Consider the following 26,873-nt stretch of genomic DNA (forward strand, 5'->3'; position numbering starts at 1 on the left):
CTAACTTCGGCTTAAGGTTTTATTAAGAAAACCACTGCCGTTGAGTCTTTATTTAAGTTCAACGTTCATACTATCAACCGTGTTACTAAATTCGAAACGGGAAGGTTTCCATGGCTGACAGCGTAGTTCGACTCTCTGATGTAGCCCCTTTAGGGACGGGCCGTCATCGTAAATGCTATCTGCATCCTGGCAACTCTGACCGCTGCATCAAGATTGTCTACAACCAGGAGAACGGCGGCGATAAAGAGTTGCTGCGCGAGCTGGGATATTATGCTCATTTGGGGCGTCGTCTGAAAGACTGGTCAGGTCTGCCAGCCTATCACGGTACCATTGAAACCGATCTCGGCACCGGCTACATCTACGACATCATCAAAGATTACGACGGTCATACCTCTGTCTCTCTGGACGAATTTGCCCGCCAGTGCAGGGAGAACGGCGATCTGAGACTGCTGCGCCAGACGCTGCTCCAGTTGAAGCGCTGGCTCGCCGAGCACCGCATCGTCACCATGAACCTGAAGCCGCAGAACATTCTGTGCCGCCGCCTGAGCCCCACAGAGGTCATACCGGTGGTGGTGGATAATATCGGGGAAGCCTCCTTACTGCCGCTGGCAACATGGTCACGCTGGTTCTGCCACCGCAAACAGGAACGCCAGTGGCAGCGCTTTATGGCCCACCCGCTGTTTGAGGGGCTCGATCAGGCGCCACTGCCCCAGCGGGTTCCTCCCCGCTTTACGCCCAGCCACGGCGCAGGTTAATCATCTCCGGCTGCTTAATGCAGCCGGTGTTGTTTCAGGAATCCTTCCCCGCCTAACTGACGCATCTGTCGCATAATCCACTGCTGACGAGACAGAACATAGCCGGTTGGCGCATCAGCGCGATAGCGAATCGGATTCGGCAGAACCGCGGCCAGCAGCGCCGCCTCTGAAAACGTCAAACGGCTGGCGGGCTTGTTGAAAAAGTGACGCGAAGCCGCCTCAACGCCGAAAATTCCCGGGCCGAACTCCGCAATATTCAGGTAGACCGTCAAAATCCGACGCTTGGTCCAGGCCAGCTCAATCCCGGCCGTCAGGCCAGCCTCCAGCCCCTTACGCACCCAGCTACGACCATCCCACAGAAACAGGTTCTTGGCTGCCTGCTGCGAAAGGGTTGAAGCGCCGCGCGGCCGTCCCCCGCTCTCTTCCAGCGCCTTCTGAATCGATCCCACATCGAATCCCCAGTGTTCAGGGAATGTCTGATCTTCTGCCGCAATCACTGACAGCGCCATCCAGGGGGAGATTTCATCCATCCCCACCCAGTCGGAGTGAGCAACGTAGCTGAAATCGCCGGAAAACCAGGCGCTAAGCTGACGTTCCGCCATCACAGCGGAAAAGGGAACCGGAAGCACGCCAAACAGCGCAATACCGCCCGCCCAGAATGCAACCACCACCGCGATCGCCCCCAACAGCCAGCGTTTTAATCGGGCAAGCGGCCCGCCGCGTCGCTTCTTTACTGGCACAGGAGCAGAACCCTAGCGACCAGTTTCTCAATACCGTCTGCGGCCTCATCAATACGGCTGGCCAGCATATAAGCCGGTGTGGTCACCACCTTCTGTTCTTCATCGACCACAATATCTTCTACCGGACAGGGCACGTGCTCGCCCCCCATAGCCTCAATCGCTTCGGCGGTATCGGCATCGGTACCAATAGTCAGGCGCAGCGGCGCCGGAATAATTTTCGGTAACAGCGCCGGAGCGATGCAAATAAAACCCAGCGGTTTCCCGGCCTGGTGACAGTCGCGAGCAATACGTAGCAGTTCAGGATCGAGGGTACAATTGCTTCCTTCACTGGCAAAATTACTGAGATTTTTTGCGGCGCCGAAGCCACCAGGGACAATCAGCGCATCCAGATCCTGGGCCCGGGCTTCGTTCAAAGGGCGGATTTCGCCGCGAACGATGCGCGCCGCTTCAATCAGGACATTGCGGCTTTCCGCCATCGGCTCGCCGGTCAGATGATTGATAACGTCTGCTTGAGTTTTATCGGGGGCAAAACAAACCGCCTGTGCGCCCGCACGGGCTATCGCCAACAGCGTTATCACCGCCTCGTGGATCTCCGAGCCGTCATAAACGCCGCAGCCACAAAGAATTACGCCAATTTTTTTCATATCATTAGTCCTTTTTCTTAATCGGAAAATGGCAATAAAATTTTTTGATTAGGACGCTATACTTCACATATTTTACTGATTCAGGTAACAAAACCATTAAGATTTGCTATCTTATTGCCTGTGCAGCACTACTCTCCCGGCATCGCTATCCATGAATCAAACTAATAGCCAGCGGCGCCCCGTTTTCCCTGGTGTTGGCGCAGACTTCGCGCACCCCGGCCTGGCCGGGGTCATTTTTTTCTGGTCTCAGCTACCCAGAAGCGTAGAGCCTCAACGTCCTGGCGCCACTCCTGCTTAAGCTCTTCAACCCAGTCGCCGACGTTATCCCACCAGGCGGGGAGCTCCGGCGACTGGATCTGCTGGCCCAGTTGCTGCAGGTGGCGCAGCCCTACCGAACCGGCGGCGCCTTTAATTTTATGCCCCTCTTCGACAATCCCCTTCTGGTCGCGGGCCGTCAGGTTAGATTCCAGAACGCTCAGGTAACCGGGCATCATCTTTTCAAACATATCCAGCCCGTCCAGAATTACCTTCTCTCCCACCAGCTCCAGGTACTGCTCCAGCATCGGCAGGTCAAACAGAGTCTGATGCTTATCTTTATCACTCACGCCGCTTTGCGCCTCCTTCCCGTTTTCGCCCTGAGGTACGCAGCCATCCCAGAATTTCTTAATCATGGCGGTCAGCGCCGGTACCGCCAGCGGTTTGCTAAGTACATCGTCCATCCCGGCATCCTGATACTCTTTTTTATCCTTCAGCACGTTAGCCGTCAGCGCCACCAGAGGCGGTAGCTGGTCAGCACGATAGCGTCGATGCAGCTCTCTGGAGATATCCAGCCCGCTCATATCCGGCAGTTGAATATCCAGCAGTACCAGATCGAACTCATCGGGCTGGAACAGGGTCAACGCTTCGTTACCGGTCATGGCAACCTCAACGCTGTTGCCCATTTTTTCCAGTACCGAGCGGGCAACAATCACGTTCAGCTCAATATCCTCCACCAGCAGCACATGCAACGCGGGCAGCGGCATATCGTCCTGCTCCAGCGCGTCTTCCACCTCTTCCGCTACCTGAGGCGCCTGAATGGTCAGCACAAAGGTCGAGCCCTGGCCCGGCTGGCTGCTGACGGTAATATCGCCGCCCATGCTTTTCGCCAGCCGTCGCGAGACCGCCAGGCCGATACCGGTGCCGGTGGCGGGTTTTCCGCCCTGGCTGTCCTTCACCTGGTAGTACATGGCGAAGATTTTATCCTGCTCTTCCTGAGGAATACCGATACCGGAATCCTCAACTTCAAAGCGCAGCATATCGCCCTCGTCGTAGAGAATCCGTACCGTTACCCGTCCCTCACGGGTAAATTTCACCGCATTGCTGATAAGATTCCACAGGATCTGACGCAGACGAGTGCCATCGGTAATCACCTGATGAGGCAGCGGCAGCGTCGGCTCCATTACGAAGCGCAACCCCTTCTGCTGGGCCTGCAGCGCCGAAAGGTTCTCCAGCTCGCCCAGGAAGCTGGTGAAATCCACCGGCTGGTTATCAAGCTGTACCTTGCGACGCTCGATCTTATCCATATCGATAATATCGTTGAAGATATTGCCCAGCGTCACGGCAGAGACATGGATAGTCTTCAGGTATTTCTCCTGCTCCGGAGTCAGTTCGGTGTCCAGCAGTATGCGGCTTAAGCCGACAATGCCATTCAGCGGGGTACGCAATTCGTGGCTGATGGTGGAGATAAAGGTGGTCTTGTCACGGCTGGCGCGTTCCAGCGCTTCCTGATAGCGCTTACGCTCGGTGATATCGCGGCCAAACCCCATCAGGCCATGGCGCTTACCGACCCGATCGTAATAGGGCACCTTACGGATCTCGAAGCAGGCCTTGCGCCCGTCCGGGTAGTCCAGCCACTGCTCATAGGTCAGGGAGACATTGTGACGAAATACCTTCTCATCGGTTTCGATAACTTTGGCTGCGGCTTCGTCGTTGTACACCTCGTGAGGTTTCTGGCCGATAAGCTGCTTCTCGCTTTTGCCAGTCAGCAGCTCCATGGCCCGGTTGCAGCCGGAAAACTCTTTATCTTCATTGCGATAGAACACCAGATCCGGGGAGGCATCAAGGAAAGAACGCAGGAAAGAGGATTGCTGCTCAAGGCGAATCTGGGTCTCTTCGCGCTCCTTCATTTCGACCTTTAGCTTTTCCAGCATGGTATGACGTTCGGCTTCCGCCTTTTCGCGCTCGGCAATCTCCTGATTCAGCTGGGTGATATTGTCCTTAAGCTGGACGTTAAGCATCAGATCGCGCTCGCGCATCTCCTCCAGCTTTTCCACCAACCGACTGAGCCGCTGTCGCGACTCTTCCAGTTGCTCAACCACCACCGACAGGAAATAGACTGCCCAGGGGGTGATCAGCAGACCGAAAAAGATCGAACGGATAACGTCAATGCTCTCTACCTGGCCGCGCAGCAGCATGGTAACCGCCATTTGCACTACCATCGCCAGCACCACCAGCGCCAGGGCCAACAGCAGGGAGAAGCGGACCAGGCCCAGCTTCATCATCAGGTCGACATAATACTGCGCCAGTTTCCGGATTTGCTTCATCAGGGATTCCTTAGCTGCGTTTGAATCTCAATCATACCGGAAAAATAGCGCAATATTGACAGCAGGTTAACGTCCCGTTACTCCGGAGAGTGCCAGGGACGCCCCAGCGCCGATCCCTGTGGGCCGTGGGCCCGTAGCCAGCGATCGACCTCCAGCATGCCGGACCAGCGATTTTCACACCATAGCGGCGCCAGCAGCGTGGGGCGGCGAGCGCTGGCCGAAACCCGATGCCAGACAATCTCCGGTGGGGTATGGCGAATCATCTCCCCGGCGATGGCGCCATATTCTGTGAGTTCGGGAGGCGTTAATCGACCGGCCCGCCAGGCCTTCGCCATAATACTGCCTTCAACGATATGTAACGGATGCAGTTTAATCCCGTCGACGCCGGTCTCCGCCACCTTTTCGAGCGTTTGCAGACAGGCCTGTTGGCCCTCGCCGGGTAGCCCGACAATCAGATGGCAGCACACCTTCAGACCGCGCGCCCTGGCGCGTCGGGTCGTCTCCTGATAACAGGCAAAATCATGGCCGCGATTGATACGGTGCAAGGTTTTGTCGTGAGCGCTCTGTAGCCCCAGCTCCAACCAGACCTCATAGCCCTGTTCCCGGTAGTCGCTCAGCAAATCCAACACGCTTTCCGGCACGCAATCTGGTCGCGTGCCAACACACAGCCCCACCACCTCCGCCCGGGCGACCGCCTGCTGGTACATTTTTCTTAACACCTCCACTTCCGCAAAGGTGCTGGTGTAAGCCTGGAAATAGGCAAGCCAGCGCCGAGCCCGATCCAGCTTGCCAGACTGCGTGTCCAGTTGCTCGCGGATAGATAGGTACTGCTGACTCTCATCGGCAAACGAGGCGACATTACAAAACGTGCAGCCCCCGCGCCCCAGGGTGCCATCCCGGTTAGGACAGTTGAAGCCACCATGCAGCGCCAGCTTATGAACCTTTTCGCCGTAGCGGCGGCGAAGATCGCCGCCAAACATATTGACTAATTCCTGTAACTGCATAATCTGTCTGACCGGCCCGTGAAAAAGGGGGCCAGCCTGCCATTATCCTTACCCTCTGGCGATGACCTGGATCAAGCGTCTGTGGGGGGGATTTCTTCATATGCATATCCATTCACTATTACTGCAACTTTACCCGTAACCCAGCCAATAACTTATCCTTATATTTTTCCCTGTCTGGTTAAATTATTTATTCGGCTCCTAAAACAGTCATATAGATTGCATTTTCAATGGAAACTGGTGAAAAAATCTGGAATTAAGTCTGACGGCAGCATTCATCGATATTGATGGGCTGATAATTTAGTGAGAGGGATCACAGAAAGCCCAGCGCGGGTATTGGCCAGATTGTAGATTGAAATACAATAAAATCCTTTAAATACATAAACATAACAACAACCGACACGCTTTTTTGATAAATAAGTTTGCCATTTGACCTGTGTTCGCTTTCCCGATAAGTTGGAATTTCGCTGGAAGCTTTCTCGATGGGGGTCTCCCCATCATATTTATGCAGTAATTGAGATTCCCTCTTAAGCAAGTCCTCAACACTTGTGCCGCCGCTGCGAAGGTCTGAAGGAGGGCGAATTCGGGTCAGGCGTGAATCACGCGCAACTCGTCGCCACAGCCCCTTCTGCGCCCAAAAGCAAACGGTATCGGGAATCTCGCAGAGCCTGGGGAGGTTCACTGATATGTTGTACGATAAATCCTTAGAGAAGGATAACTGTGGTTTTGGCCTGATCGCCCACATAGAAGGCGAACCCAGCCACAAAGTAGTGCGTACCGCTATCCACGCACTGGCCCGCATGCAGCACCGCGGCGCCATTCTTGCCGATGGTAAAACCGGCGATGGCTGCGGCCTGCTGTTACAGAAACCCGACCGTTTTTTCCGCCTGGTGGCCGAAGAGCGGGGCTGGCGTCTTGCCAAAAATTACGCGGTTGGCATGATTTTCTTAAGCAAGGACGACGCCATCGCGCGCGCCTGCCGCGAGATCGTTGAAGAGGAGCTGCGCCAGGAAACCCTGTCTATCGTCGGCTGGCGCGACGTGCCAACCAACGACGATGTACTCGGTGAAATCGCCCTCTCCTCCCTGCCCCGCATTGAGCAAATTTTTGTTAACGCCCCGGCGGGCTGGCGCCCACGCGATATGGAGCGCCGTCTGTTCATCGCCCGCCGCCGCATTGAAAAACGCATTCAGGATCAGGATTTCTACGTCTGTAGCCTGTCCAATCTGGTGAACATCTATAAAGGTCTGTGTATGCCGGCGGATCTGCCGCGCTTCTACCTGGACCTGGCCGATCTGCGCCTGGAATCCTCCATCTGCCTGTTTCACCAGCGCTTCTCCACTAATACCGTGCCGCGCTGGCCGCTGGCTCAGCCTTTCCGCTATCTGGCGCACAACGGTGAAATCAATACTATTACCGGTAACCGCCAGTGGGCCCGGGCTCGCACCTATAAGTTTAAGACCCCGCTGATTCCCGATCTGCAGGATGCCGCGCCTTTCGTTAACGAAACCGGATCCGACTCCAGCTCGCTGGATAACATGCTGGAGCTGCTGTTAAGCGGCGGTATGGATATTGTCCGCGCCATGCGTCTGCTGGTACCGCCGGCCTGGCAGAACAACCCGGATATGGATCCCGAATTGCGCGCCTTCTTCGACTTTAACTCCATGCATATGGAGCCCTGGGACGGCCCGGCGGGTATCGTTCTGTCCGACGGTCGCTTCGCGGCCTGTAGTCTGGACCGCAACGGCCTGCGCCCGGCGCGCTACGTCATCACCAAAGATAAGCTAATCACCTGCGCCTCGGAAGTGGGGATCTGGGACTATCAGCCCGATGAAGTGGTGGAAAAAGGGCGCGTCGGCCCCGGCGAACTGATGGTGATCGACACCCGCAGCGGGCAGATCCTGCACTCGGCGCAAACCGATGATGAGCTTAAGGGACGTCACCCTTACAAAGCCTGGATGGACCAGTACGTTCAGCGCCTGGTGCCCTTCGAAGAGCTGTCTGACGACCAGGTCGGCGTGCGTGAAATGGACGACACTCTGCTGTCGAGCTATCAGAAGCAGTTTAACTACAGCGGCGAAGAGCTGGACTCGGTGATCCGCGTTCTGGGCGAAAATGGCCAGGAGGCGACCGGCTCCATGGGGGACGATACTCCCTTCGCCGTGCTCTCCAGCCAGCCGCGTATTATTTATGACTACTTCCGTCAGCAGTTCGCTCAGGTGACCAACCCGCCTATCGATCCTCTGCGCGAAGCCCATGTGATGTCACTGGCCACCAATATCGGTCGTGAGATGAACGTCTTCTGCGAAGCGGAAGGCCAGGCGCACCGCCTGAGCTTTAAGTCGCCGATCCTGCTGTGGTCTGACTTCCGTCAGCTCACCACCTTCGACGAAGAGTACTATCGCGCCGATACCCTGGATATCACTTACGATGCCAGCCAGACCTGCCTGGAAACCACTATTCAGGCGCTGTGTGACGAAGCCGAACGCATGGTGCATAACGGTACCGTGCTACTGGTGCTCTCTGACCGCAATATCGCCAAAGATCGTCTGCCGGTTCCGGCGCCGATGGCGGTGGGAGCCATTCAGCGTCGCCTGATCGAGAAAAACCTGCGCTGCGACGCCAACATCATCGTCGAGACGGCCAGCGCCCGCGATCCGCACCACTTCGCGGTATTGCTCGGCTTTGGCGCCACGGCTATCTACCCGTATCTGGCCTATGAAACCCTGGCCCGGATGGTAGACAGCGGCACCATCAGCAAGTCCTGGCGCGAAGTGATGCTTAACTACCGGAACGGCATCAATAAAGGTCTGTACAAGATCATGTCCAAGATGGGGATTTCCACCATCGCTTCCTACCGCTGCGCCCAGTTGTTCGAAGCCGTGGGGCTGCACCAGGATCTGTGCGATCTCTGTTTCCCCGGCGTGGTTACCCGCATCGGCGGTGCCAGCTTTAGCGACTTCCAGCAGGATCTGCTGAACCTGTCGAAGCGCGCCTGGCTGGCCCGTAAGCCGCTGAGCCAGGGCGGGCTGCTGAAATACGTACACGGCGGCGAATACCATGCCTATAACCCGGATGTGGTCCGTACCCTGCAACAAGCGGTACAGAGCGGCGACTACCGGGACTATCAGGCCTACGCGAAGCTGGTTAACGAACGTCCTGTCGCGGCGCTGCGCGATCTGCTGGCGCTGAACCCGCAGGGCGAAGCCATCTCAGTAGACGCGGTCGAGCCCGCCAGCGAGCTGTTTAAACGCTTCGACACCGCGGCGATGTCCATCGGCGCCCTCAGCCCGGAAGCCCACGAGTCACTGGCCGAAGCGATGAATAGCATCGGCGGCTTCTCTAACTCTGGCGAAGGCGGCGAAGATCCGGCGCGCTATGGCACCAACAAAGTATCACGCATCAAGCAGGTTGCTTCGGGACGCTTTGGCGTAACCCCGGCCTACCTGAGCAGCGCCGACGTGATTCAGATTAAAGTGGCCCAGGGCGCCAAGCCGGGCGAAGGCGGACAGTTGCCCGGCGATAAGGTTACCCCTTATATTGCCAAACTGCGCTATTCAGTCCCCGGCGTGACCCTGATTTCACCGCCGCCGCACCATGATATCTACTCCATCGAGGATCTGGCGCAGTTGATCTTTGACCTTAAGCAGGTCAATCCGCAGGCGATGATCTCGGTGAAGCTGGTCTCCGAACCTGGCGTAGGCACCATCGCCACCGGCGTGGCCAAAGCCTATGCTGACCTCATCACCATTGCCGGTTACGACGGCGGTACCGGCGCCAGCCCTCTGACCTCGGTAAAATATGCCGGTTGTCCGTGGGAGCTGGGACTGGTCGAAACGCAGCAGGCGCTGGTGGCCAACGGCCTGCGTCACAAGATCCGCCTTCAGGTCGATGGCGGTCTGAAAACCGGGCTCGACATCATTAAAGCCGCTATCCTGGGTGCGGAAAGTTTCGGCTTCGGTACCGGACCTATGGTGGCGCTGGGCTGTAAATATCTGCGTATCTGCCACCTGAATAACTGCGCGACCGGTGTAGCAACCCAGGACGAAAAGCTGCGTAAGAACCATTACCACGGCCTGCCGTTCAAGGTGACCAACTACTTTGACTTCATCGCCCGGGAAACCCGCGAGCTGATGGCGTGGCTTGGCGTGAAGCGTCTGGTGGATCTGATTGGCCGCACCGATCTGCTGAAAGAGCTGGATGGCTTCACTGCGAAACAGCAGAAGCTGGATCTCTCTAAGCTGCTGGAGACCGCCGAGCCCCAGGCAGGCAAAGCGCTCCACTGCACCGAGAACAACCCGTCGTTCGATAACGGCGAGCTGAACGCCCAGTTGCTGAAGCAGGCGCAGCCCTTTGTCGATGAGAAACAGAGTAAAACCTTCTGGTTCGACATTCGTAACACCGATCGTTCAGTAGGCGCCGCGCTCTCGGGCTATATCGCCAGCCAGCACGGCGACCAGGGTCTGGCAGGCGATCCGATCCGCGCCCACTTTAGCGGTACCGCAGGCCAGAGCTTCGGGGTCTGGAACGCGGGCGGCGTTGAGCTGTTCCTGACCGGGGATGCCAACGACTACGTCGGTAAAGGCATGGCTGGCGGACTGATCGCGGTACGTCCGCCGGTCGGCTCCTCGTTCCACAGCCATGAAGCCAGCATCATCGGTAATACTTGTCTGTACGGCGCCACCGGCGGACGGCTGTTTGCCGCTGGCCGCGCGGGTGAGCGTTTTGCAGTACGTAACTCCGGGGCGCTCACCGTGGTGGAAGGTATCGGCGATAACGGCTGTGAATACATGACCGGCGGCGTGGTCTGCATCCTCGGCAAAACCGGGGTCAACTTCGGCGCAGGCATGACCGGCGGCTTTGCCTATGTACTGGATGACGACGGTGAATTCCGTAAGCGCGTCAACCCGGAACTGGTGGAGGTGCTGCAGGTGGACGAACTGCCGATTCACGAAGAGCACCTGCGTGGGCTGATTACCGAGCACGTGCAGCACACCGGCTCGTCACGCGCAGAGGCGATCCTGGCCGGCTGGTCGGAATTTGCCTCGAAATTCGCGCTGGTGAAGCCGAAGTCCAGCGATGTTAAAGCATTATTGGGTCACCGTAGCCGAACCGCCGCCGAGTTGCGGGTACAGGCGCAGTAAGGGGTTGTTATGAGTCAGAACGTATACCAGTTTATCGATTTACAGCGCGTTGACCCGCCAAAGAAGCCGCTCAAGATCCGTAAGATCGAATTTGTTGAGATCTACGAGCCCTTTCTGGAAAATCAGGCCAGCGCCCAGGCGGACCGTTGCCTCGACTGCGGGAACCCCTATTGCGAATGGAAGTGTCCGGTCCATAACTACATCCCCAACTGGCTGAAGCTGGCCAACGAGGGGCGTATTGTGGAAGCGGCGGAGCTCTCGCACCAGACCAACACGCTGCCGGAAGTCTGTGGCCGCGTCTGCCCTCAGGACAGGCTTTGTGAAGGCGCCTGTACGCTGAATGACGAGTTCGGTGCCGTGACCATCGGCAATATCGAGCGTTATATCAACGATAAAGCCTTTGAGATGGGCTGGCGCCCGGACCTTACCGGCGTAAAGCAGACCGGCAAGCGAGTGGCGATTATCGGTGCCGGACCGGCCGGGCTGGCCTGTGCCGATGTCCTGACCCGCAACGGCGTGAAGGCGGTGGTCTTTGACCGCCATCCGGAAATCGGCGGTCTGCTGACCTTCGGCATTCCGGCCTTCAAGCTGGAAAAAGAGGTGATGACCCGCCGCCGCGAAATCTTCTCCGGTATGGGCATTGAGTTTAAGCTCAACACCGAAGTAGGCAAAGATGTAGAGCTGGACAGCCTGCTGGCCGACTATGACGCGGTCTTCCTCGGCGTGGGCACCTATCAGTCGATGCGCGGCGGTCTGGAAAATGAAGATGCGCCAGGCGTTTACGAGGCCCTGCCGTTCCTGATTGCCAACACCCGCCAGCTGATGGGCTTCTCTGAAGATCCGCAGCAGCCCTACACCAGCATGGAAGGCAAGCGCGTGGTGGTACTGGGCGGCGGCGATACGGCGATGGACTGCGTGCGTACCTCGGTGCGCCAGGGGGCGACCCACGTCACCTGCGCCTACCGTCGTGACGAAGAGAACATGCCAGGCTCGAAGCGCGAAGTGAAAAACGCCCGTGAAGAGGGGGTGGAGTTTCAGTTCAACCTTCAGCCGCTGGGCGTTGAGATCAACGACAATGGCCGGGTGTGTGGCGTGAAAATGGCACGTACCGAAATGGGCGAGCCCGATGATAAAGGGCGCCGTCGCGCCGAGATCGTTGCTGGTTCAGAGCACGTGCTTCCCGCCGATGCCGTAGTGATGGCCTTTGGTTTCCGTCCACACTCTATGCACTGGCTGGAGAAGCACAGCGTCGAGCTGGACGGCCAGGGCCGCGTCATTGCGCCGGAAGGCAGCGATAACGCATTCCAGACCAGCAATCCGAAAATCTTCGCTGGCGGCGATATCGTTCGCGGTTCCGATCTGGTGGTCACCGCTATTGCCGAAGGCCGTAAAGCGGCAGACGGCATTCTTAACTTCCTTGAAGTCTGATAGGAACAGAACAAGCCGCGGGTTACCGCGGCTTGTATATCCAACGCCGTATTACGGGTTATCCTCCGGCGGATAGGCCGAAGGCGCTGGCGCAACGCCCAGTTGTTTTTCCACCCAGGCGACCAGCAAAAAAGTCACCACGCTCACCAGGGCTCCGGCGACGATCGCCATCACATCCCACGGTTCGCCCGCCAACTGCCAACCCAGCCCTGCAAGACTGCCCAACAGAATTGACCAGAATCCGGCATGAGGCGTCGCCTTTTCCCACAGTAAACCAAATACCCAAGCCGCAAAGGGACCACTCGCCCGTAGCGTAAAGGCGAACATGAGCAGAGAAATAATTTCGCCGCTCCACAGCGAAAGCAGAATGGCGCAGCCACCAACAATCAGAACCACAATCCGACTCAGCGCCAGGTTATTCACCGGTCGCCCGGAAAACAAATATTTCTCATGCAGATCGTGGGTGTAGATGCTGGCGGCCCCAAGTAAATCACCGGAGGCGCTCGACAACGTAGCGGAGATTACCGCAGAAAGTAGCAAACCAGAAATCAGCGGTGGCAACAAAGAAACGGAGAGCGTCGCCAGGGCATTATTCGCTTCGATATCAGGGAAAACAGCCAACGCGATCAGGCCCAGCACGGCAGGAATAAAAGCGTACAGCGCCATAAACAGGCTACAGAGCAGAGAACCCACCACGGCGACTTTCTCATTACGGGCGGAATAATAGCGTTGTACCGCCTCCTGACCGGTGGAAAAGGTCATAAAATACATGAGGACCAGGCCAAAAATCGTCTTCCAGCCCAGCAGAGTAAAATCGAATTTTTCCTCGGGGACATGATTAACGACATACTGCCAGCCGCCATCCAGTGAGGAAAGAGCGACCGGTACCGCCACCGCAAACCCGAAAATAATCAGGAAAAACTGAACAAAATCGGTCAGCGTTACGCTCCACATTCCTCCCAGCCAGGTATAGAACACCACGATAACGCCTGAGCTAATCACCGCGTAGTGGGTATCGATCCCGGTCAGAACATGAACAATGGTAGCTGTAGCGGTAATTTGCGCCGCGGCCAGCGCCACCAAAGACAGCAGAGAAACCACACTGGTGATGAGATAGCTGGCCGAACCGTAGCGGCGACCAATAATTTCTGGCACCGTCGTCGCCATAGTCCGGCGCATAAAGGGGGCGATAAAAGAGACCAGAAAGATCCCCAATCCCGTAGCTACCACGTACCAGCCAGCGGACAGCCCCCAGGCGCCGTAAGCCTTAGCGGCGACGCCGACCGAACTGCCGCCGCCTATTTCCGTTGCCGCCAGCGTACCAGCCAGCATAATCGGCCCGAGTCGTCGACCAGCCAGATGATAATCCTGCGCATTGGTAATTCGGGTCCGGGCATAAAAACCAATGCCGACCATTACCAACATATAAACAATAATGATGATGTAGATAACGGCTTCTCGCTCCATCTGCGCCCTCCTGGAAAAAGTGGTGAGACAGCGCTAACAGGCAAAAAACATACCAGCCATATAAAAGGAGAGACTACCGACAAATACAGGGGGAAAGATCACTCATTGTGATAGACATATAACGAAACGATAAAGATTCACTGAATCGATGACACCCAGCGCGAAGAGGCAGAAATAATCAGGTTAAGGGGGACTGCGCCCCCTCTCATTATGGGAAATCGTAAGACGATGGCAGCAAACAGGTCGCGGATTTCCCCGCAGCCTGTTTCATTCCCTGACGCCTTCCTGATTTTCTGCACAGCCCGGCGCTGCCGGATGCCGCCGGCAATCCACTTTTACCGGCGTTTCCGAGCGTGGCGTCCCCGCTGGCGCCCAGCGATAATCTACCATCCGCGCCCGATACACGGAGTTGGTCACATAATTATCCTTCGGCATCTGCTTACCGAAGTACGGACTGACATATTCCCAGACAATCCTGCCGCGCGGCGTAACCTGGAAAAAGCGCCCGTTCTGGCCTTCGTTAATCAGGGTATTGCCGTTAGGCAGACGCTGGGCGTTACTGATAAAGGCGCTGTAGAAGCTCCATATCGCCCTGCCTGACTGCTGGGCCGAATATTCCCAGACGATCTGCCGGGTTTTCGGATTGACTTCGATCACCCGCGAGGCGGAGAAAACCCCCTGACGCGGCGGCGGAAAACCCGCCTGGCCCTGGTTATCGAAAATCAACAGATTACCGGCGCCGGGCAGCCCTTTGCCGATCATATGCACATCATGGGCTCCCACCATCTGATCCAGGGGGCGCGGCAGGGGATCGCCAAGCTTCAGCGGGGGATAATCCGGCCCGATACGCCACACGACCTGCTTCGTCTTCTTATCAATAATGACCGCGACATTGCCGTTGCGCGAATTGACCAGAATGTTGTCAGGCGCAAAGCGGCGATCGCCGGCATCAAACCAACGGTTTTCCCCCAGCGGCGCCGCAGTATTGAAATGCAGAAAGTCGGGATCGCGACTCTGTTTGATCAACGTTATCTGCAGCGGTGAAAAGCCCAGTTGATCCAGATGATCGCCCACCCACCAACGCCAGACCGTTTTGCCCTCTGGCGTCACCTCTTCGATATTGTTATCAATTACCGGATAGTCGAACCCCGGCAGCCGACGCTTTGCCGCCCCCATAATCAGGGTGTTGCCATTATCCAGCCGACGGATATCGTGATGCTGATGCAATGGCTTACGCTGGCTGCCGTGGCGCCAGACTTCCCTGCCATTCCAGTCCATCTCGCCTACTACCGCGTTCAGCATGCCGTTGCCCGGCGTCGCCGCTTTTTCCGGCTTATCCTGACGCTCAAGCTGAACCAGGAGATGTCCTTTAGCGCCGTCGATCGGCCATGGGGGGAAACTCTCGTTATTCCAGCGTTTGACCTCGTTGCCGTTCATATCAATCAGATGGGTTTTGCGATCGCCGCCGGGAAACAGAATATAGCCGTTCCATGCCCGCAACGGGTCGTAATAAGTCGTTCCGGTTGGGAAACTGCCCGGCCCGGCGCTGACCGCCGCGCTAAACAGCAGCGCGCAGGCGCATCCCATTAGCCACGATTTTGTCACGCCACCTCCCGCTTTGCGTTATGATCCTCCATGCTAATACAGTAAAACGGCACATGCTTTCCGGTGGCGTCATTTTCAGCGTTATCCAGGTATTCCCTCAGCGTCTGGCAGGAATATTCACGCGCTTACGCTGACGCTTTCCCGGCTGCGCTCCGCTCAGAGGCAGTCCATCAATAGCGTCATGGGTACGCAGGGCATCGGGGCGCAGCCAGCGCTGTACCCGGGAAGGCATATCCAGACCAATCAGCAGAATCACCACAAAGGTCAGACTAAACGAGAGCGAGCCCAGCGCGGTGCCCAGATCCAACTGCCGGGCGATGGTAGCGCCCAGCACTGGCGCCAGCGCACCACCCAGCGCCCCGACGTTATAGGTAAATCCCAGGCCTGCAGCACGCTGATCGGTATCGAAGTAGCCGCCGATAAGCTTAGGCAGGATCCCGGAGATCCCCTGCCCCAGCATCTGTTGAAAAAAGAGCAGTAGCCCCAGAACCCAGACGCTGGTTCCCCCCACCGCAAAGACCGGAATAATCAGAAGTTGCGATGCCAGCAGGCTATAGACATAGGCCCGCCGTGTACCCAGCCAGTCCCCCAGAAAGCCGCCAACGCAACAGCCGACCGCCGCGCCAAAGCCGCTAAAGAACAGGACCTGCGCAACAGTGCCCGGATCATAGGCCAGCTCGGTTTTAAGCCAGGTCGGCAACAGTGCCTGGATAGGCCAGGAGTAGAGAAAGGCAAACAGGACCACCACCATCAACATCACGCCGGTTGGCCAGCGTCGACCCGCGCTCTGTACCATAAAGCTGATAAAGATCGCAGCACATAACAGACCGAGCACCGCCACTATCGCCGCATTCTGTAACTCCCCGGCGAAACAGAACCAAAGAGCAACGCCCGCCGTCAGCGTCATCACCACATTGGCCAGCCGGTGCTCGCCGCGATACAGGATATCAACCATGGTGCGCACCGGGGCTTTGCCCGCATGCCGCTCTTTCCAGTCTTCCGCCTCCGGGATGTTCTTGCGCAGCCACAGGGCAAAGATAATGGGCAGAATGCCGATGAAGAACAACGCCCGCCATCCCCAGACCGGCACCACCAGGCTGTATACCAGCGCCGCCACCACCGCGCCGACCGAAAATCCGGAGATCAAAAAGCCGCTGGCTTTATTGCGTAAATGGCGGGGCCAGCTTTCAATCACATAAGTGGCGCTGGAACCATATTCCCCTGCCATCCCCATACCTATCACCAGACGGGCGATAAACAGGGTGGTATAGCCCGGCGCCAGACCACAGGCCAGAGTACCGACCGAAAACAGTACGATACTGGTGATCATCGCCAGCCGTCGCCCGTAGCGATCGCCCATGGCGCCAAGCAGCAAACCGCCAAACCAGCGGGAGATAAACGCGGCGGAGATCAGGCTGGCGGCCTGGACGGTCGTCAGGCCAAAATCCGCCTGAATCTCCGTTAATACCAGCGCAATCAGAACAAAATCGAATCCATCAAGCAGATACCCCAGCCAGGCGGCGGAAAAGGCGCGCCACTGCGTCCGGTTGAGATGGCGATACCACGGGATCGTTGGAGCGGTTGTACTCATCGGTGTCTCCCGCAACGGGCTCTGCCCGTTTGCTGACAATGATCGGATGCCGGTAGCTACCGGCAATACCGGGGCTTAGCGTGACCCGTTCTCTTCCTGCAGCTGTCGCGCCAGCGTTTTCAGGGCCGGCAGGAACCGCTCATCTACCGGGGAAAAAGGCTTGCGGCACAGCGGTACCGCCACCACATCCATATAGTGCAACAGGGTCTTCAGGCCGCGAAAGACGCCGGTCTGAATCAGCAGACCGATAACCTCGTTACACTGGCTTTGCAGGCGACGGGCCTGATCGACCTCACCCTGCGCCAGCGCACGGGCAATGGCTTTGTAGCGCCAGCCCATCACGTTGTAGGTACTGCCGATCCCACCGTTAGCCCCGGCCAACAGGCCGCTGGCGAAGATCTCGTCATAACCGTTATAAAGCACCAGTTCAGGATGAGCTCGGCGGATCTGCTCCATCTGATAGAGGTCGCCGGAAGTCTGCTTCAACGCCGCTACGCCCGGTAAGGTGACCAACTGGCTAATCTGATCCAGCGTGAGCTGAACGCCGCTGAGCGCCGGAATGTTATAGACCACCATTGGCAGCCCCCGGGCGGCATCGATAATGGCGCGATAGTGATCGCAGTGCTCCGCAAAGCTGAAGGGGTAGTAAAACGGCGTTACCGCCGATACGGCATCATAACCGTAGCGCTGCGCCGCCACGGCCAGTTGCTGACTCTCTGCGGTGCTGACGCAGCCGACGTGAGCGATCAGTTTGATCCTTCCCGCCGCCTCCTGGGCCACAGTTTCCAGTACCTCTTCCCGTTCGGCGATGCTCTGGACAAAGGCCTCGCCGGTAGAACCCCCCACATACAGGCCATCGATCCCCTGGCTGATATTAAAACGAACCAACTGGCGCAAGCTGGTGGTATCCAGCCGCTGTTCGCGATCAAACGGCGTAAGCAACGCGGACATAACCCCTTTAAGACTGGCTGACATAGAGACCTCATTCATGTTGGGAATGCAGAAACTATATACCTTTATACCTATTATACCAGACTAAAAAAGCGACACCCCGGTGGCTGAATGTTCAGTTTGGGAGCAACTTCACTAAAACGGACGACGTTCGCAGACCGGTAACGCGCTTAACGCAGACGCGCCCAGGTAGCAAAAACGCTGGTGAGATGCTTCTGCAAAGCGCGATCGGCCGCATCGGGGCTGCGATCGCAAATGGCGTTATAGATCCTGATATGTTGCTGATAGCTTTCACTATTGTGCTGATGCAGCTCTTCATCGGCCACCCCAGGGCGGGCGGCGATTAACCAGTCCAGTAGGGCAACATGGATAGCCATAAAGATGGGATTGCCGGGAATGCTGGCCAGCACCCGGTGAAACTCAATATCCGAGCGAATAAACCGGGCATTATCATCCAGCGACTGACTGTTGTGCTCCAGGGCTTTCCCCAGTTCAGCGATTTGATCATCGCTGGCATAACTGGCCGCGTAACGCACCAGGCTGGATTCGAAGAACAGGCGCAACTGCTCGAAGTGGGCGATCCCCCCCGGCTGGGACAGGAAATCCTGCGCCATGCCAGACAGCTCGCTGATAATGGTGTCCGCAGAGGGGCGAGAGACCCGGGCACGCTCGCCGTTGTTTATCTGCACCAGCCCCTTACGTCTGAGCGCCGCCAGTGCTTCACGTACTGAAGGACGCCCCACATCGAACATCGTCATCAGCTCACGCTCCGACGGCAGTGGATCTCCTTCAGAAAATTCACGGCGACGGATCATCTGCTCCAGCTCCTCCTCCACCATGTCTGAGAGCTTTTTACGCGTCAGCGGACGACGACGCAGGCTGCCCGCATCCTTGCCTGCCGGTTGATCGAATGAACTCATAAGCGCTGTTTATCCGGAAATATTGGTAGAAAAGGTATACCACAAAGGGGACAACAGATGATAAAGAAACAGGGCCATTTGGCCCTGTTTGATTTACTTCACAACCCGCAACGTCGGGCGGCCACCGCGCGGCGGCGGCGGATCGTCATCCGGGTTATCGTCATCAGCGTCCGGCCTGTCGCCGTCGATGACCGACATCAGGGTTTCACCTTCATCAGTGGCAGGCTGCTCGCCCGACACCTCGGCCCCCTCTTCATAAGCCGCTTCCGGCTCAAACATGGTTCCGGCGCCGTTTTCCCGGGCATAGACGGCCAGTACCGCATACATCGGCACGTTGACCTGACGCGGCACGCCACCAAAGCGCGCATTAAAACGCACTTCGTCATTGCCCAGCTCCAGATTTCCTACGGCACGCGGCGCGATGTTCAGGACAATCTGCCCATCGCGCGCGTACTCCATTGGCACATTCACGCCCGGCAGTGTGACATCCACCACCAGGTGCGGCGTTAGCTGGTTGTCCAGCAGCCAGTCGTAGAAAGCCCGCAGCAGATAAGGGCGACGCGGGGATAACTGCGTAATGTCCATTAGCCTTAGCTCCGGCTCAGACGGATTTCACGTTCGGCTTCAGTCAGGGAAGCCAGGAATGAATCACGTTCGAAGACGCGAGTCATATAGCCCTTCAGCTCTTTTGAACCTGCACCGCTCATCTCAATGCCCAGAACCGGCAAACGCCACAGCAGCGGCGCCAGGTAGCAGTCTACCAGGCTGAACTCATCGCTCAGGAAGTAAGGCTTCTGAGTGAATACCGGCGCGATAGCCAGCAGCTCTTCACGCAGTTGCTTACGCGCCGCATCGGCCTCCTGAGCGGAGCCTTTCTCGATGATATTCATCAGCGAGTACCAGTCTTTTTCGATCCGCTGCATATAAAGGCGGCTCTCACCGCGCGCCACCGGATAAACCGGCATCAGCGGCGGGTGCGGGAAGCGCTCATCCAGGTACTCCATGATGATACGGGACTCCCACAACGTCAGTTCCCGGTCGACCAGAGTCGGTACGCTCTGGCTGGGATTGAGGTCGATCAGGTCCTGAGGCAGGTTATCCATCTCAACGTTCTCAATCTCAAAGCTGACGCCTTTTTCAGCCAAAACAATACGTACCTGATGGCTATAGATATCAACAGGACCAGAAAACAGCGTCATTACCGAACGTTTGTTGGCAGCGACAGCCATGAAAACCTCCAGGTATATTCAGAAAAATACTGCTGCCAGCCGCAATCAAGACCGGCGTGATTAGAATCGCCTTCGCTGCCGGTTGCTTTTGTTGACGCTCATTGCGCAAAACATCAGCAGTTACCAGCATTTGGGCAGAAAATTGGATGATAGTTTACCAGATTTTACGCGTAGTGTGGTGAAGGGATTTGGGGTTTTCACCCAAAAGCCCCCGCCGCCAGGTCTCGGACATAAAAAAACCCCGCCAGAGCGGGGTTTTTCGCCAATTGCAGTCTGCAATTAACGCTTGGAGAACTGCGGACGACGACGTGCTTTACGCAGACCGACTTTCTTACGTTCAACCTGACGAGCGTCACGAGTGACGAAGCCAGCTTTACGCAGTTCGGAGCGCAGAGACTCATCGTACTCCATCAGAGCGCGAGTGATACCGTGACGGATAGCACCTGCCTGACCGGAGATACCACCACCTTTAACAGTGATGTACAGATCCAGTTTTTCAACCATGTCGACCAGTTCCAGCGGCTGGCGAACTACCATGCGAGCAGTTTCGCGACCGAAGTACTGTTCCAGCGTACGCTGGTTGATAACGATTTTACCGTTGCCCGGTTTGATGAACACGCGAGCGGCGGAGCTTTTGCGGCGACCAGTGCCGTAGTATTGAGTTTCAGCCATTGCCTGTAATCCCGATTAAATGTCCAGAACTTGCGGTTGCTGCGCCGCGTGGTTGTGCTCGTTGCCAGCGTAAACTTTGAGTTTACGATACATGGCACGGCCCAGCGGCCCTTTCGGCAGCATACCTTTAACCGCGATTTCAATCACACGCTCAGGACGGCGGGCAATCATCTCTTCAAAGGTCGCTTCTTTGATACCACCGATGTGGCCGGTGTGATGGTAGTACATCTTGTCAGTACGCTTGTGGCCAGTGACGGCAACTTTTTCTGCGTTCAGAACGATGATGTAGTCACCGGTATCAACGTGCGGAGTGTATTCCGCTTTGTGCTTACCGCGCAGGCGGCGAGCCAGCTCAGTAGCCAGACGGCCCAGGGTTTTACCGGTCGCGTCAACAACATACCAGTCGCGTTTTACGGTTTCTGGTTTAGCTGTAAAAGTTTTCATTAAAAGCTTACCCAAATTAAGTTACACGTTGGTGAACACCCAAACGTTTCAAAATCAGTTGAGGTTCACACGACATTGTCCAGTAAACCTACCCCCTCGGATAGTTTCCACCGGCACTCTAAAGTTTCGGGAAAAAAACTTTGTTGTAACGTGGGGTCGCAAGATTATAGAGAAGTCACAGGTAAAGATCGACCCCTTTTTGGGATTTGGATGAGGGCAGCGGCGGGCTACGGGTAACGTCCTGCGGCCTGCTTCCCTCACCCCGGCCCTCTCCCACGGGGAGAGGGCCGGGGTGACTTCAGGGCATATGCTCGCGCTTCAGGTACTCTTCGCTCTGCATCTCCTGCAGGCGCGACAGGCAGCGCTGGAACTCAAATTTCAGTTTCTCTCCCTGATAGATTTCCAGCAATGGCGCGACTGCGCAGACCACCAGCTTCACATGACGCTCGTAGAACTCATCCACCAGGGCGATAAAACGCCGGGCCTCGCTCTCCATCTGCCGGGTCATCACCGGTACGTCGTAGAGCAGTACCGTATGGTAGAGACGTGAAAGCGCAATGTAATCGTGCTGACTGCGGGCGTCGACGCACAGCCGTTCAAAGCTGGCCGCCACGGTCTGATCCACGCTGCCCAATACCGGCAGCGCCCGGTGATTAACCTCCAGGGTTTCCGGCGTCTGCTCACGACTGCCCGACAGCGCCTGCCATAGCTGCGCCATCTGCCCGTGCGTCTGCTCATTAAGGGGAGACAGCCACAAATGCGCCTGAGTCAGAGTCCGCAGACGGTAGTCGATACCGGCATCCACGTTCATCACGTCACACCAGGTTTTAATCGCCTCGATGGCAGGCAGGAAGCGGGCGCGCTGCAGACCGTTGCGATACAGATCGTCCGGCGGAATATTCGATGTGGCCACCAGAGTGATGCCGCGGCGAAACAGCGCCTCCATCAGACCGCCCAACAGCATAGCGTCAGTAATATCGGAGACAAAAAATTCATCGAAGCAGATCACATCCGCCTGGGCCTTAAACCCGTCAGCCACGATCTCCAACGGGTCGCTGTGCCCCTGCAGGGTGGTCAGCTCTTCATGAACCCGCAGCATAAAGCGATGGAAGTGAAGGCGCAGCTTACGTTCCCCAGGCAGACTCTGAAAAAAGAGGTCCATCAGCCAGGTTTTACCGCGCCCGACGCCCCCCCACATATAAAGGCCGCGAACCGGCTCAACATCGGCGGTGGTCGCCTGCCGCTTGCCAAGCAGTTTGCCGAAGCGGGCACGTAGCCCTCCGCCGCTGTCGGAAGACGGTGCAGGCCGTTCGCCCAGCTCCTGCCAGATGGTGGTTAATCGGGAGACGGCTTCCTGCTGAACGTCGTCCGGTTGATGAGAGCCCTGCTTCAGGGCCTGCTGATAGCGCGATGTTGGGGAAAGGCTTTGCATGGTGATATTGTCGTTTTATAAAAAATACTCAACCGCACGGGTTGACGAAAAAATTGCCGTTCTACCATAAGCGATGCACGCTCAGGATTCCACTTCTGGCAGATTAACGGTTATAGTGGAACAAGTTTGACCGGCCTGTGCCGTCAGAACCCTACGGAAAACAAGACAACGGGAGTCGTTCATGACTTGGGAATATGCGCTCATTGGGTTAGTCGTCGGTATCATTATCGGCGCCGTCGCGATGCGTTTTGGCAGCCGTAAGCTCCGCCAGCAGCAGGCCCTGCAGTACGAACTGGAACAAAAAAAAGCAGAGCTGGACACCTGGCGTGAAGAGCTGGTCGGCCACTTTGCTCATAGCGCCGAGCTACTGGACAATATGGCCCACGATTATCGCCAGCTCTATCAGCATATGGCCAAAAGCTCCAGCAACCTGCTGCCGGAGATGTCCGCTGAAAGCAACCCCTTTCGCAATCGTCTGAGCGAATCGGAAGCCAGCAACGATCAGGCGCCGGTACAGATGCCGCGCGACTATTCGGAAGGGGCGTCAGGCCTGTTACGTGGGCGTAAGCATCAGTAATTTCTTATAATAATGGGTCGCATCAGCGGCCCGTTTTTTTACCCCCGCCGCATTTATCGGGCATTGTGACCCGCCCCGGAATTCACTACTATCGGTGGGGATTGACTGCCCATTTCTCTTTCTGGTTGCGAGAGCATCAATGAAGAACAAAACTTTACTGTTCAGTGCATTAGCATTAAGCGTCGGACTGACGCTTTCAACCTCTCTGCCGGTAAGCGCGGCATTACCCGCACAAGTTTCCGGCCAGCCGCTGCCCAGCCTTGCGCCTATGCTGGATAAAGTCCTGCCCGCCGTGGTGAGCATTAAGGTGGAAGGCAGCGCGCGGCAAAACCCACAAATTCCCGAAGAGCTGCGGCGCTTCTTCGGCAATATTCCGGATCAGCCCGCCCAGCCGTTCGAAGGCCTGGGCTCCGGCGTCATCATTGACGCCACCAAAGGCTATGTGCTGACCAACAACCACGTCATTAATCAGGCCCAGAAGATTAGCGTGCAGTTGAACGATGGCCGTGAATTTGAGGCTAAGCTTATCGGCAGTGATAAGCAGAGCGATATCGCGCTGGTTCAGATCCAGAAGGCCAGCAAGCTGACGGCGATTAAAATCGCCGACTCCGATAAGCTGCGGGTTGGCGACTTCGCAGTGGCGGTCGGCAACCCCTTCGGACTGGGACAGACGGCCACCTCCGGCATTATTTCGGCGCTGGGCCGTAGCGGCCTGAGCATAGAAGGCCTGGAGAACTTTATCCAGACCGATGCCTCCATTAACCGCGGCAACTCCGGTGGCGCGCTGCTCAACCTGAACGGCGAACTGATTGGGATTAACACCGCCATCCTGGCCCCTGGCGGCGGCAATGTAGGAATCGGTTTCGCCATTCCTTCCAATATGGCGAAGATTCTTTCCGACCAGCTGATTCAGACCGGTGAAGTCCGCCGTGGTCTGCTGGGCATTCGGGGAACCGAAATGAGCGCCGATATTGCCAAAGCCTTTAACCTCGATACCCAACGTGGTGCCTTCGTCAGCGAAGTTATGCCAGGCTCTGGCTCTGCCAAAGCGGGGATTAAAGCCGGGGATGTGATCACCGCGCTCAACGGCAATCGGCTCAACAGTTTCGCCGAATTGCGCGCCAGAATCGCCACCAGCGAGCCAGGCAGCAAGGTGAAGCTGGGCCTGCTGCGCAACGGCAAGCCGATGACGGTAGAAGTGACCCTCGATAAGAGTACGTCCGCTTCCGCCAGCGCTGAACTGATCGCTCCCGCCCTGCGCGGTGCGGCACTGAGCGACGGTCATCTGAAAGATGGCGTGACCCAGGGGATCGTTATCGACAACCTGGAAAAGGGCAGCCCTGCGGCTCAGGCCGGTCTGCATAAAGGGGATGTGATTATCGGCGTTAACCGTGAACGGGTACGCACCATCGCGCAGATGCGCAAGATTATGGAAAGCAAACCCGCCATTGTCGCGCTGAACGTCGTACGCGGCTCCGACAACATCTACCTGCTGTTACGGTAATGCGCCTTCACGCGGGTATTCCTCATAGGATGCCCGCGGAACTCGTGCTATGCTGCGAGCGTTTTCATCTTTGGTTAATCAATATCCATGTTTCTGAAACTGTTACGCCCGCTGATCGTTGGCCTGGTTGTCGCAGGTCTGTTGCTGACGTTTATCCCTTCACTGCGCCAGATTAATTCGTCGTCTTCGCAGCAAGTGGATAGCTCAGATAAAACGCCTTTAAGCTACAATGCTGCGGTGCGCCGCGCCGCGCCGGCCGTAGTGAACGTTTACAGTCGTACTGCCCCCAATCACCAGATGAAAATTCGCTCTCTGGGGGCTGGCGTGATCATGGATAATCGCGGCTACATTATTACCAATAAGCACGTGATTAACGGTGCGGACCAGATTATCGTCGCCCTGCAGGACGGGCGTTTCTTCGAAGCCCTGCTGGTAGGTTCCGATCCCCTGACCGACCTGGCGGTCCTGAAGATTAACGCCAGCTCGCTACCAACCATTCCCATGAATCTGAAGCGTACGCCGCATATCGGCGATGTGGTGATGGCGATAGGCAACCCCTATAACCTGGGCCAGACCATTACGCTGGGAATTATCAGCGCTACCGGGCGCGTAGGTCTGAGCCCCAGCGGACATCAGAATTTCCTGCAGACCGATGCGTCGATTAACCACGGCAACTCCGGCGGCGCGCTGGTGAATTCGCTGGGCGAGCTGGTCGGTATTAATACCCTCTCCTTTGATAAGAGCAGCGATGGCGAAACGCCGGAAGGACTGGGCTTTGCCATTCCGGTACAGCTGGCCACCAAAATCATGGATAAGCTGATTCGCGATGGTCGGGTGATCCGCGGCTATATCGGCATTACCGGTATGGATGCGCCGAAGATTCATGGCCAGGGTCAGGGAAGCCCGGATCCGCTGCAGGGCATCATCGTGAAAGCGGTAGAGCCGGACGGCCCGGCTGCCCGGGCAGGTATTCAGCCTAATGATGTACTGCTCTCGGTAGGAAGCAAGCCAGCAGTCTCGGCCGTGGAGACCATGGACCAGGTAGCGGAGATTCGTCCCGGTTCGGTTATTCCGGTGGAAATCCTGCGTGACAACCGCAAGCTGACGGTTCAGGTGTCAATTCAGGAATACCCCAACGCCGAATAACCTTGCCGTTAAGGCACAAAAAACCGGAATCGATGATTCCGGTTTTTTTGCTTCACTATATCGGAGTTACTTGCCGACAAACTCTTCGCCCAGGGCGATGTCCTGCTTCAGAGTATCCAGCATGCCTTCCAGCGCCTGCTGCTCAAAGCTGCTCAAGGTGCCGATGGGCTTATACTCAACGATCCCCTCTTTACCCAACAGCAGCGGTTGAGAGAAGAAGCGAGCATGCTGGCCATCGCCTTCCACATAGGCGCACTCTACCACGCCCTGCTCACCGTTCATCGCCCGTACCAGCGACAGCCCGAAACGTGCCGCTGCCTGCCCCATCGAGAGCGTGGCCGAACCGCCACCGGCTTTGGCTTCCACCACTTCGGTGCCGGCATTCTGGATGCGTTTGGTCAGACTGGCGGCTTCCTGATCGCTGAAGCTCACGCCAGAAATCTGGGAAAGAAGCGGCAGAATAGTTACGCCAGAGTGGCCGCCAATCACCGGTACCTCGATCTCCGATGATGGCTTACCTTTCAGCGCCGCCACAAAAGTGTTGGCGCGGATAATATCCAGCGTGGTCACCCCAAACAGCTTTCTTTTATCGTAAACGCCCGCTTTTTTAAGCACCTCAGCCGCAATCGCCACTGTGGTGTTTACCGGGTTAGTAATAATGCCGATGCAGGCTTTCGGGCAGGCTTTCGCCACCTGCTCAATCAAATTTCTGACGATCCCGGCATTAACATTAAACAGGTCAGAACGATCCATTCCCGGCTTACGGGCAACGCCTGCGGAAATGAGCACGACGTCGGCACCATTCAATGCCGGCGTGGCATCTTCACCAGAATATCCTTTAACGGTCACTTCACCCGGGATATGACTAAGATCCACCGCAACCCCTGGGGTAACGGGTGCAATATCGTAAAGCGAGAGTTCTGAACCTGACGGGAGCTGGGTTTTTAACAGAAGTGCAAGCGCCTGACCAATGCCGCCAGCCGCGCCGAGGACTGCAACTTTCATCCTAAAACTCCTTATTATGGTTGGCAAAATTATGCC

Annotated in this window: 21 protein-coding genes; 6 read left to right on the forward strand and 15 right to left on the reverse strand. The window is 56.8% G+C overall.

Annotated elements, in window-relative coordinates:
• The first annotated feature begins 110 nt into the window (after positions 1-110).
• A complete protein-coding gene (gene yrbL / locus FEM41_RS02890) occupies positions 111-755 on the forward strand; it encodes a PhoP regulatory network protein YrbL (protein ID WP_138094271.1) in 645 nt (214 codons plus the stop codon).
• A 14-nt stretch (positions 756-769) separates the two neighbouring features.
• Here the strand turns inward: yrbL and mtgA are convergent, their stop codons facing one another.
• From mtgA to mnmL, 4 genes are all read right to left on the reverse strand, one after another.
• Positions 770-1,495, reverse strand: a complete 726-nt coding sequence (mtgA, locus tag FEM41_RS02895; protein ID WP_138094273.1) for a monofunctional biosynthetic peptidoglycan transglycosylase — start codon at positions 1,493-1,495, stop codon at positions 770-772.
• Complete coding sequence (gene elbB / locus FEM41_RS02900; protein ID WP_138094275.1) at positions 1,486-2,139, reverse strand: isoprenoid biosynthesis glyoxalase ElbB; 654 nt, start codon at positions 2,137-2,139, stop codon at positions 1,486-1,488. Before elbB ends, mtgA begins: the two co-directional genes overlap by 10 nt.
• A gap of 230 nt (positions 2,140-2,369) precedes the next feature.
• A complete protein-coding gene (gene arcB, locus FEM41_RS02905; protein WP_138094277.1) occupies positions 2,370-4,721 on the reverse strand; it encodes an aerobic respiration two-component sensor histidine kinase ArcB in 2,352 nt (783 codons plus the stop codon).
• 77 nt (positions 4,722-4,798) lie between these two features.
• Positions 4,799-5,725 (reverse strand): tRNA modification radical SAM protein MnmL/YtqA, encoded by a 927-nt coding sequence (mnmL, locus tag FEM41_RS02910; RefSeq protein WP_138094279.1) that lies wholly within the window; start codon positions 5,723-5,725, stop codon positions 4,799-4,801.
• Positions 5,726-6,408: 683 nt separating this feature from the next.
• On the opposite strand from mnmL, the gene gltB reads away from it, so the two are divergent.
• Positions 6,409-10,866 (forward strand): glutamate synthase large subunit, encoded by a 4,458-nt coding sequence (gltB, locus tag FEM41_RS02915; RefSeq protein WP_138094281.1) that lies wholly within the window; start codon positions 6,409-6,411, stop codon positions 10,864-10,866.
• A 9-nt stretch (positions 10,867-10,875) separates the two neighbouring features.
• Positions 10,876-12,294 carry a glutamate synthase small subunit gene (locus tag FEM41_RS02920; RefSeq protein WP_138094283.1) on the forward strand — a complete coding sequence of 473 codons (1,419 nt, stop codon included), beginning with the start codon at positions 10,876-10,878 and terminating at the stop codon, positions 12,292-12,294.
• Positions 12,295-12,345: 51 nt separating this feature from the next.
• Here FEM41_RS02920 and FEM41_RS02925 read toward each other — a convergent pair whose 3' ends face one another.
• The 10 genes from FEM41_RS02925 to zapE all read right to left on the reverse strand — a co-directional run bounded on the left by FEM41_RS02925 (position 12,346) and on the right by zapE (position 22,605).
• Entirely contained in the window at positions 12,346-13,761 is a 1,416-nt protein-coding gene (locus FEM41_RS02925; protein WP_138094285.1) for a sodium:solute symporter family protein, read from the reverse strand.
• A gap of 267 nt (positions 13,762-14,028) precedes the next feature.
• Complete coding sequence (locus FEM41_RS02930; RefSeq protein ID WP_241666565.1) at positions 14,029-15,366, reverse strand: aryl-sulfate sulfotransferase; 1,338 nt, start codon at positions 15,364-15,366, stop codon at positions 14,029-14,031.
• A 97-nt stretch (positions 15,367-15,463) separates the two neighbouring features.
• On the reverse strand, positions 15,464-16,957 hold the full coding sequence (locus FEM41_RS02935; RefSeq protein ID WP_138094287.1) for an MFS transporter: 1,494 nt from the start codon (positions 16,955-16,957) through the stop codon (positions 15,464-15,466).
• 75 nt (positions 16,958-17,032) lie between these two features.
• Positions 17,033-17,932 (reverse strand): N-acetylneuraminate lyase, encoded by a 900-nt coding sequence (nanA, locus tag FEM41_RS02940; protein WP_138094289.1) that lies wholly within the window; start codon positions 17,930-17,932, stop codon positions 17,033-17,035.
• Between the two features lie 146 nt (positions 17,933-18,078).
• Positions 18,079-18,828 carry a transcriptional regulator NanR gene (locus FEM41_RS02945; RefSeq protein WP_138094291.1) on the reverse strand — a complete coding sequence of 250 codons (750 nt, stop codon included), beginning with the start codon at positions 18,826-18,828 and terminating at the stop codon, positions 18,079-18,081.
• A gap of 93 nt (positions 18,829-18,921) precedes the next feature.
• Positions 18,922-19,413: a ClpXP protease specificity-enhancing factor gene (sspB, locus tag FEM41_RS02950; protein WP_138094293.1), complete on the reverse strand. Its 492-nt coding sequence runs from the start codon at positions 19,411-19,413 to the stop codon at positions 18,922-18,924.
• A gap of 5 nt (positions 19,414-19,418) precedes the next feature.
• Complete coding sequence (sspA, locus tag FEM41_RS02955) at positions 19,419-20,057, reverse strand: stringent starvation protein SspA (protein WP_138094295.1); 639 nt, start codon at positions 20,055-20,057, stop codon at positions 19,419-19,421.
• A 279-nt stretch (positions 20,058-20,336) separates the two neighbouring features.
• On the reverse strand, positions 20,337-20,729 hold the full coding sequence (gene rpsI / locus FEM41_RS02960) for a 30S ribosomal protein S9 (RefSeq protein ID WP_138094297.1): 393 nt from the start codon (positions 20,727-20,729) through the stop codon (positions 20,337-20,339).
• Positions 20,730-20,744: 15 nt separating this feature from the next.
• Positions 20,745-21,173, reverse strand: coding sequence for a 50S ribosomal protein L13 (gene rplM, locus FEM41_RS02965; RefSeq protein ID WP_138094300.1), 429 nt, complete (start codon positions 21,171-21,173; stop codon positions 20,745-20,747).
• A gap of 298 nt (positions 21,174-21,471) precedes the next feature.
• Complete coding sequence (gene zapE, locus FEM41_RS02970; RefSeq protein ID WP_138094302.1) at positions 21,472-22,605, reverse strand: cell division protein ZapE; 1,134 nt, start codon at positions 22,603-22,605, stop codon at positions 21,472-21,474.
• A gap of 181 nt (positions 22,606-22,786) precedes the next feature.
• Between zapE and zapG the strand changes: the two genes are divergently transcribed.
• From zapG to degS, 3 genes are all read left to right on the forward strand, one after another.
• Positions 22,787-23,182 carry a Z-ring associated protein ZapG gene (zapG, locus tag FEM41_RS02975; RefSeq protein WP_138094304.1) on the forward strand — a complete coding sequence of 132 codons (396 nt, stop codon included), beginning with the start codon at positions 22,787-22,789 and terminating at the stop codon, positions 23,180-23,182.
• Between the two features lie 139 nt (positions 23,183-23,321).
• Complete coding sequence (gene degQ / locus FEM41_RS02980; RefSeq protein ID WP_138094306.1) at positions 23,322-24,686, forward strand: serine endoprotease DegQ; 1,365 nt, start codon at positions 23,322-23,324, stop codon at positions 24,684-24,686.
• 87 nt (positions 24,687-24,773) lie between these two features.
• A complete protein-coding gene (degS, locus tag FEM41_RS02985; RefSeq protein ID WP_138094308.1) occupies positions 24,774-25,832 on the forward strand; it encodes an outer membrane-stress sensor serine endopeptidase DegS in 1,059 nt (352 codons plus the stop codon).
• Positions 25,833-25,898: 66 nt separating this feature from the next.
• On the opposite strand, the gene mdh is transcribed toward degS, so the two are convergent.
• Positions 25,899-26,837 carry a malate dehydrogenase gene (gene mdh, locus FEM41_RS02990; RefSeq protein ID WP_138094310.1) on the reverse strand — a complete coding sequence of 313 codons (939 nt, stop codon included), beginning with the start codon at positions 26,835-26,837 and terminating at the stop codon, positions 25,899-25,901.
• Positions 26,838-26,873: the final 36 nt, after the last annotated feature.

The sequence above is a fragment of the Jejubacter calystegiae genome, from assembly GCF_005671395.1.
Lineage (GTDB): Bacteria > Pseudomonadota > Gammaproteobacteria > Enterobacterales > Enterobacteriaceae > Jejubacter > Jejubacter calystegiae.

Coding starts and splice junctions, on each gene's coding strand:
- yrbL (WP_138094271.1), top strand. CDS start 111: ATGGCTGACAGCGTAGTTCGACTCTCTGATGTAGCCCCTTTAGGGACG.
- elbB (WP_138094275.1), bottom strand. CDS start 2,139: ATGAAAAAAATTGGCGTAATTCTTTGTGGCTGCGGCGTTTATGACGGC.
- arcB (WP_138094277.1), bottom strand. CDS start 4,721: ATGAAGCAAATCCGGAAACTGGCGCAGTATTATGTCGACCTGATGATG.
- mnmL (WP_138094279.1), bottom strand. CDS start 5,725: ATGCAGTTACAGGAATTAGTCAATATGTTTGGCGGCGATCTTCGCCGC.
- gltB (WP_138094281.1), top strand. CDS start 6,409: ATGTTGTACGATAAATCCTTAGAGAAGGATAACTGTGGTTTTGGCCTG.
- FEM41_RS02920 (WP_138094283.1), top strand. CDS start 10,876: ATGAGTCAGAACGTATACCAGTTTATCGATTTACAGCGCGTTGACCCG.
- FEM41_RS02925 (WP_138094285.1), bottom strand. CDS start 13,761: ATGGAGCGAGAAGCCGTTATCTACATCATCATTATTGTTTATATGTTG.
- FEM41_RS02935 (WP_138094287.1), bottom strand. CDS start 16,957: ATGAGTACAACCGCTCCAACGATCCCGTGGTATCGCCATCTCAACCGG.
- nanA (WP_138094289.1), bottom strand. CDS start 17,932: ATGTCAGCCAGTCTTAAAGGGGTTATGTCCGCGTTGCTTACGCCGTTT.
- FEM41_RS02945 (WP_138094291.1), bottom strand. CDS start 18,828: ATGAGTTCATTCGATCAACCGGCAGGCAAGGATGCGGGCAGCCTGCGT.
- sspB (WP_138094293.1), bottom strand. CDS start 19,413: ATGGACATTACGCAGTTATCCCCGCGTCGCCCTTATCTGCTGCGGGCT.
- sspA (WP_138094295.1), bottom strand. CDS start 20,057: ATGGCTGTCGCTGCCAACAAACGTTCGGTAATGACGCTGTTTTCTGGT.
- rpsI (WP_138094297.1), bottom strand. CDS start 20,729: ATGGCTGAAACTCAATACTACGGCACTGGTCGCCGCAAAAGCTCCGCC.
- rplM (WP_138094300.1), bottom strand. CDS start 21,173: ATGAAAACTTTTACAGCTAAACCAGAAACCGTAAAACGCGACTGGTAT.
- zapE (WP_138094302.1), bottom strand. CDS start 22,605: ATGCAAAGCCTTTCCCCAACATCGCGCTATCAGCAGGCCCTGAAGCAG.
- zapG (WP_138094304.1), top strand. CDS start 22,787: ATGACTTGGGAATATGCGCTCATTGGGTTAGTCGTCGGTATCATTATC.
- degQ (WP_138094306.1), top strand. CDS start 23,322: ATGAAGAACAAAACTTTACTGTTCAGTGCATTAGCATTAAGCGTCGGA.
- degS (WP_138094308.1), top strand. CDS start 24,774: ATGTTTCTGAAACTGTTACGCCCGCTGATCGTTGGCCTGGTTGTCGCA.
- mdh (WP_138094310.1), bottom strand. CDS start 26,837: ATGAAAGTTGCAGTCCTCGGCGCGGCTGGCGGCATTGGTCAGGCGCTT.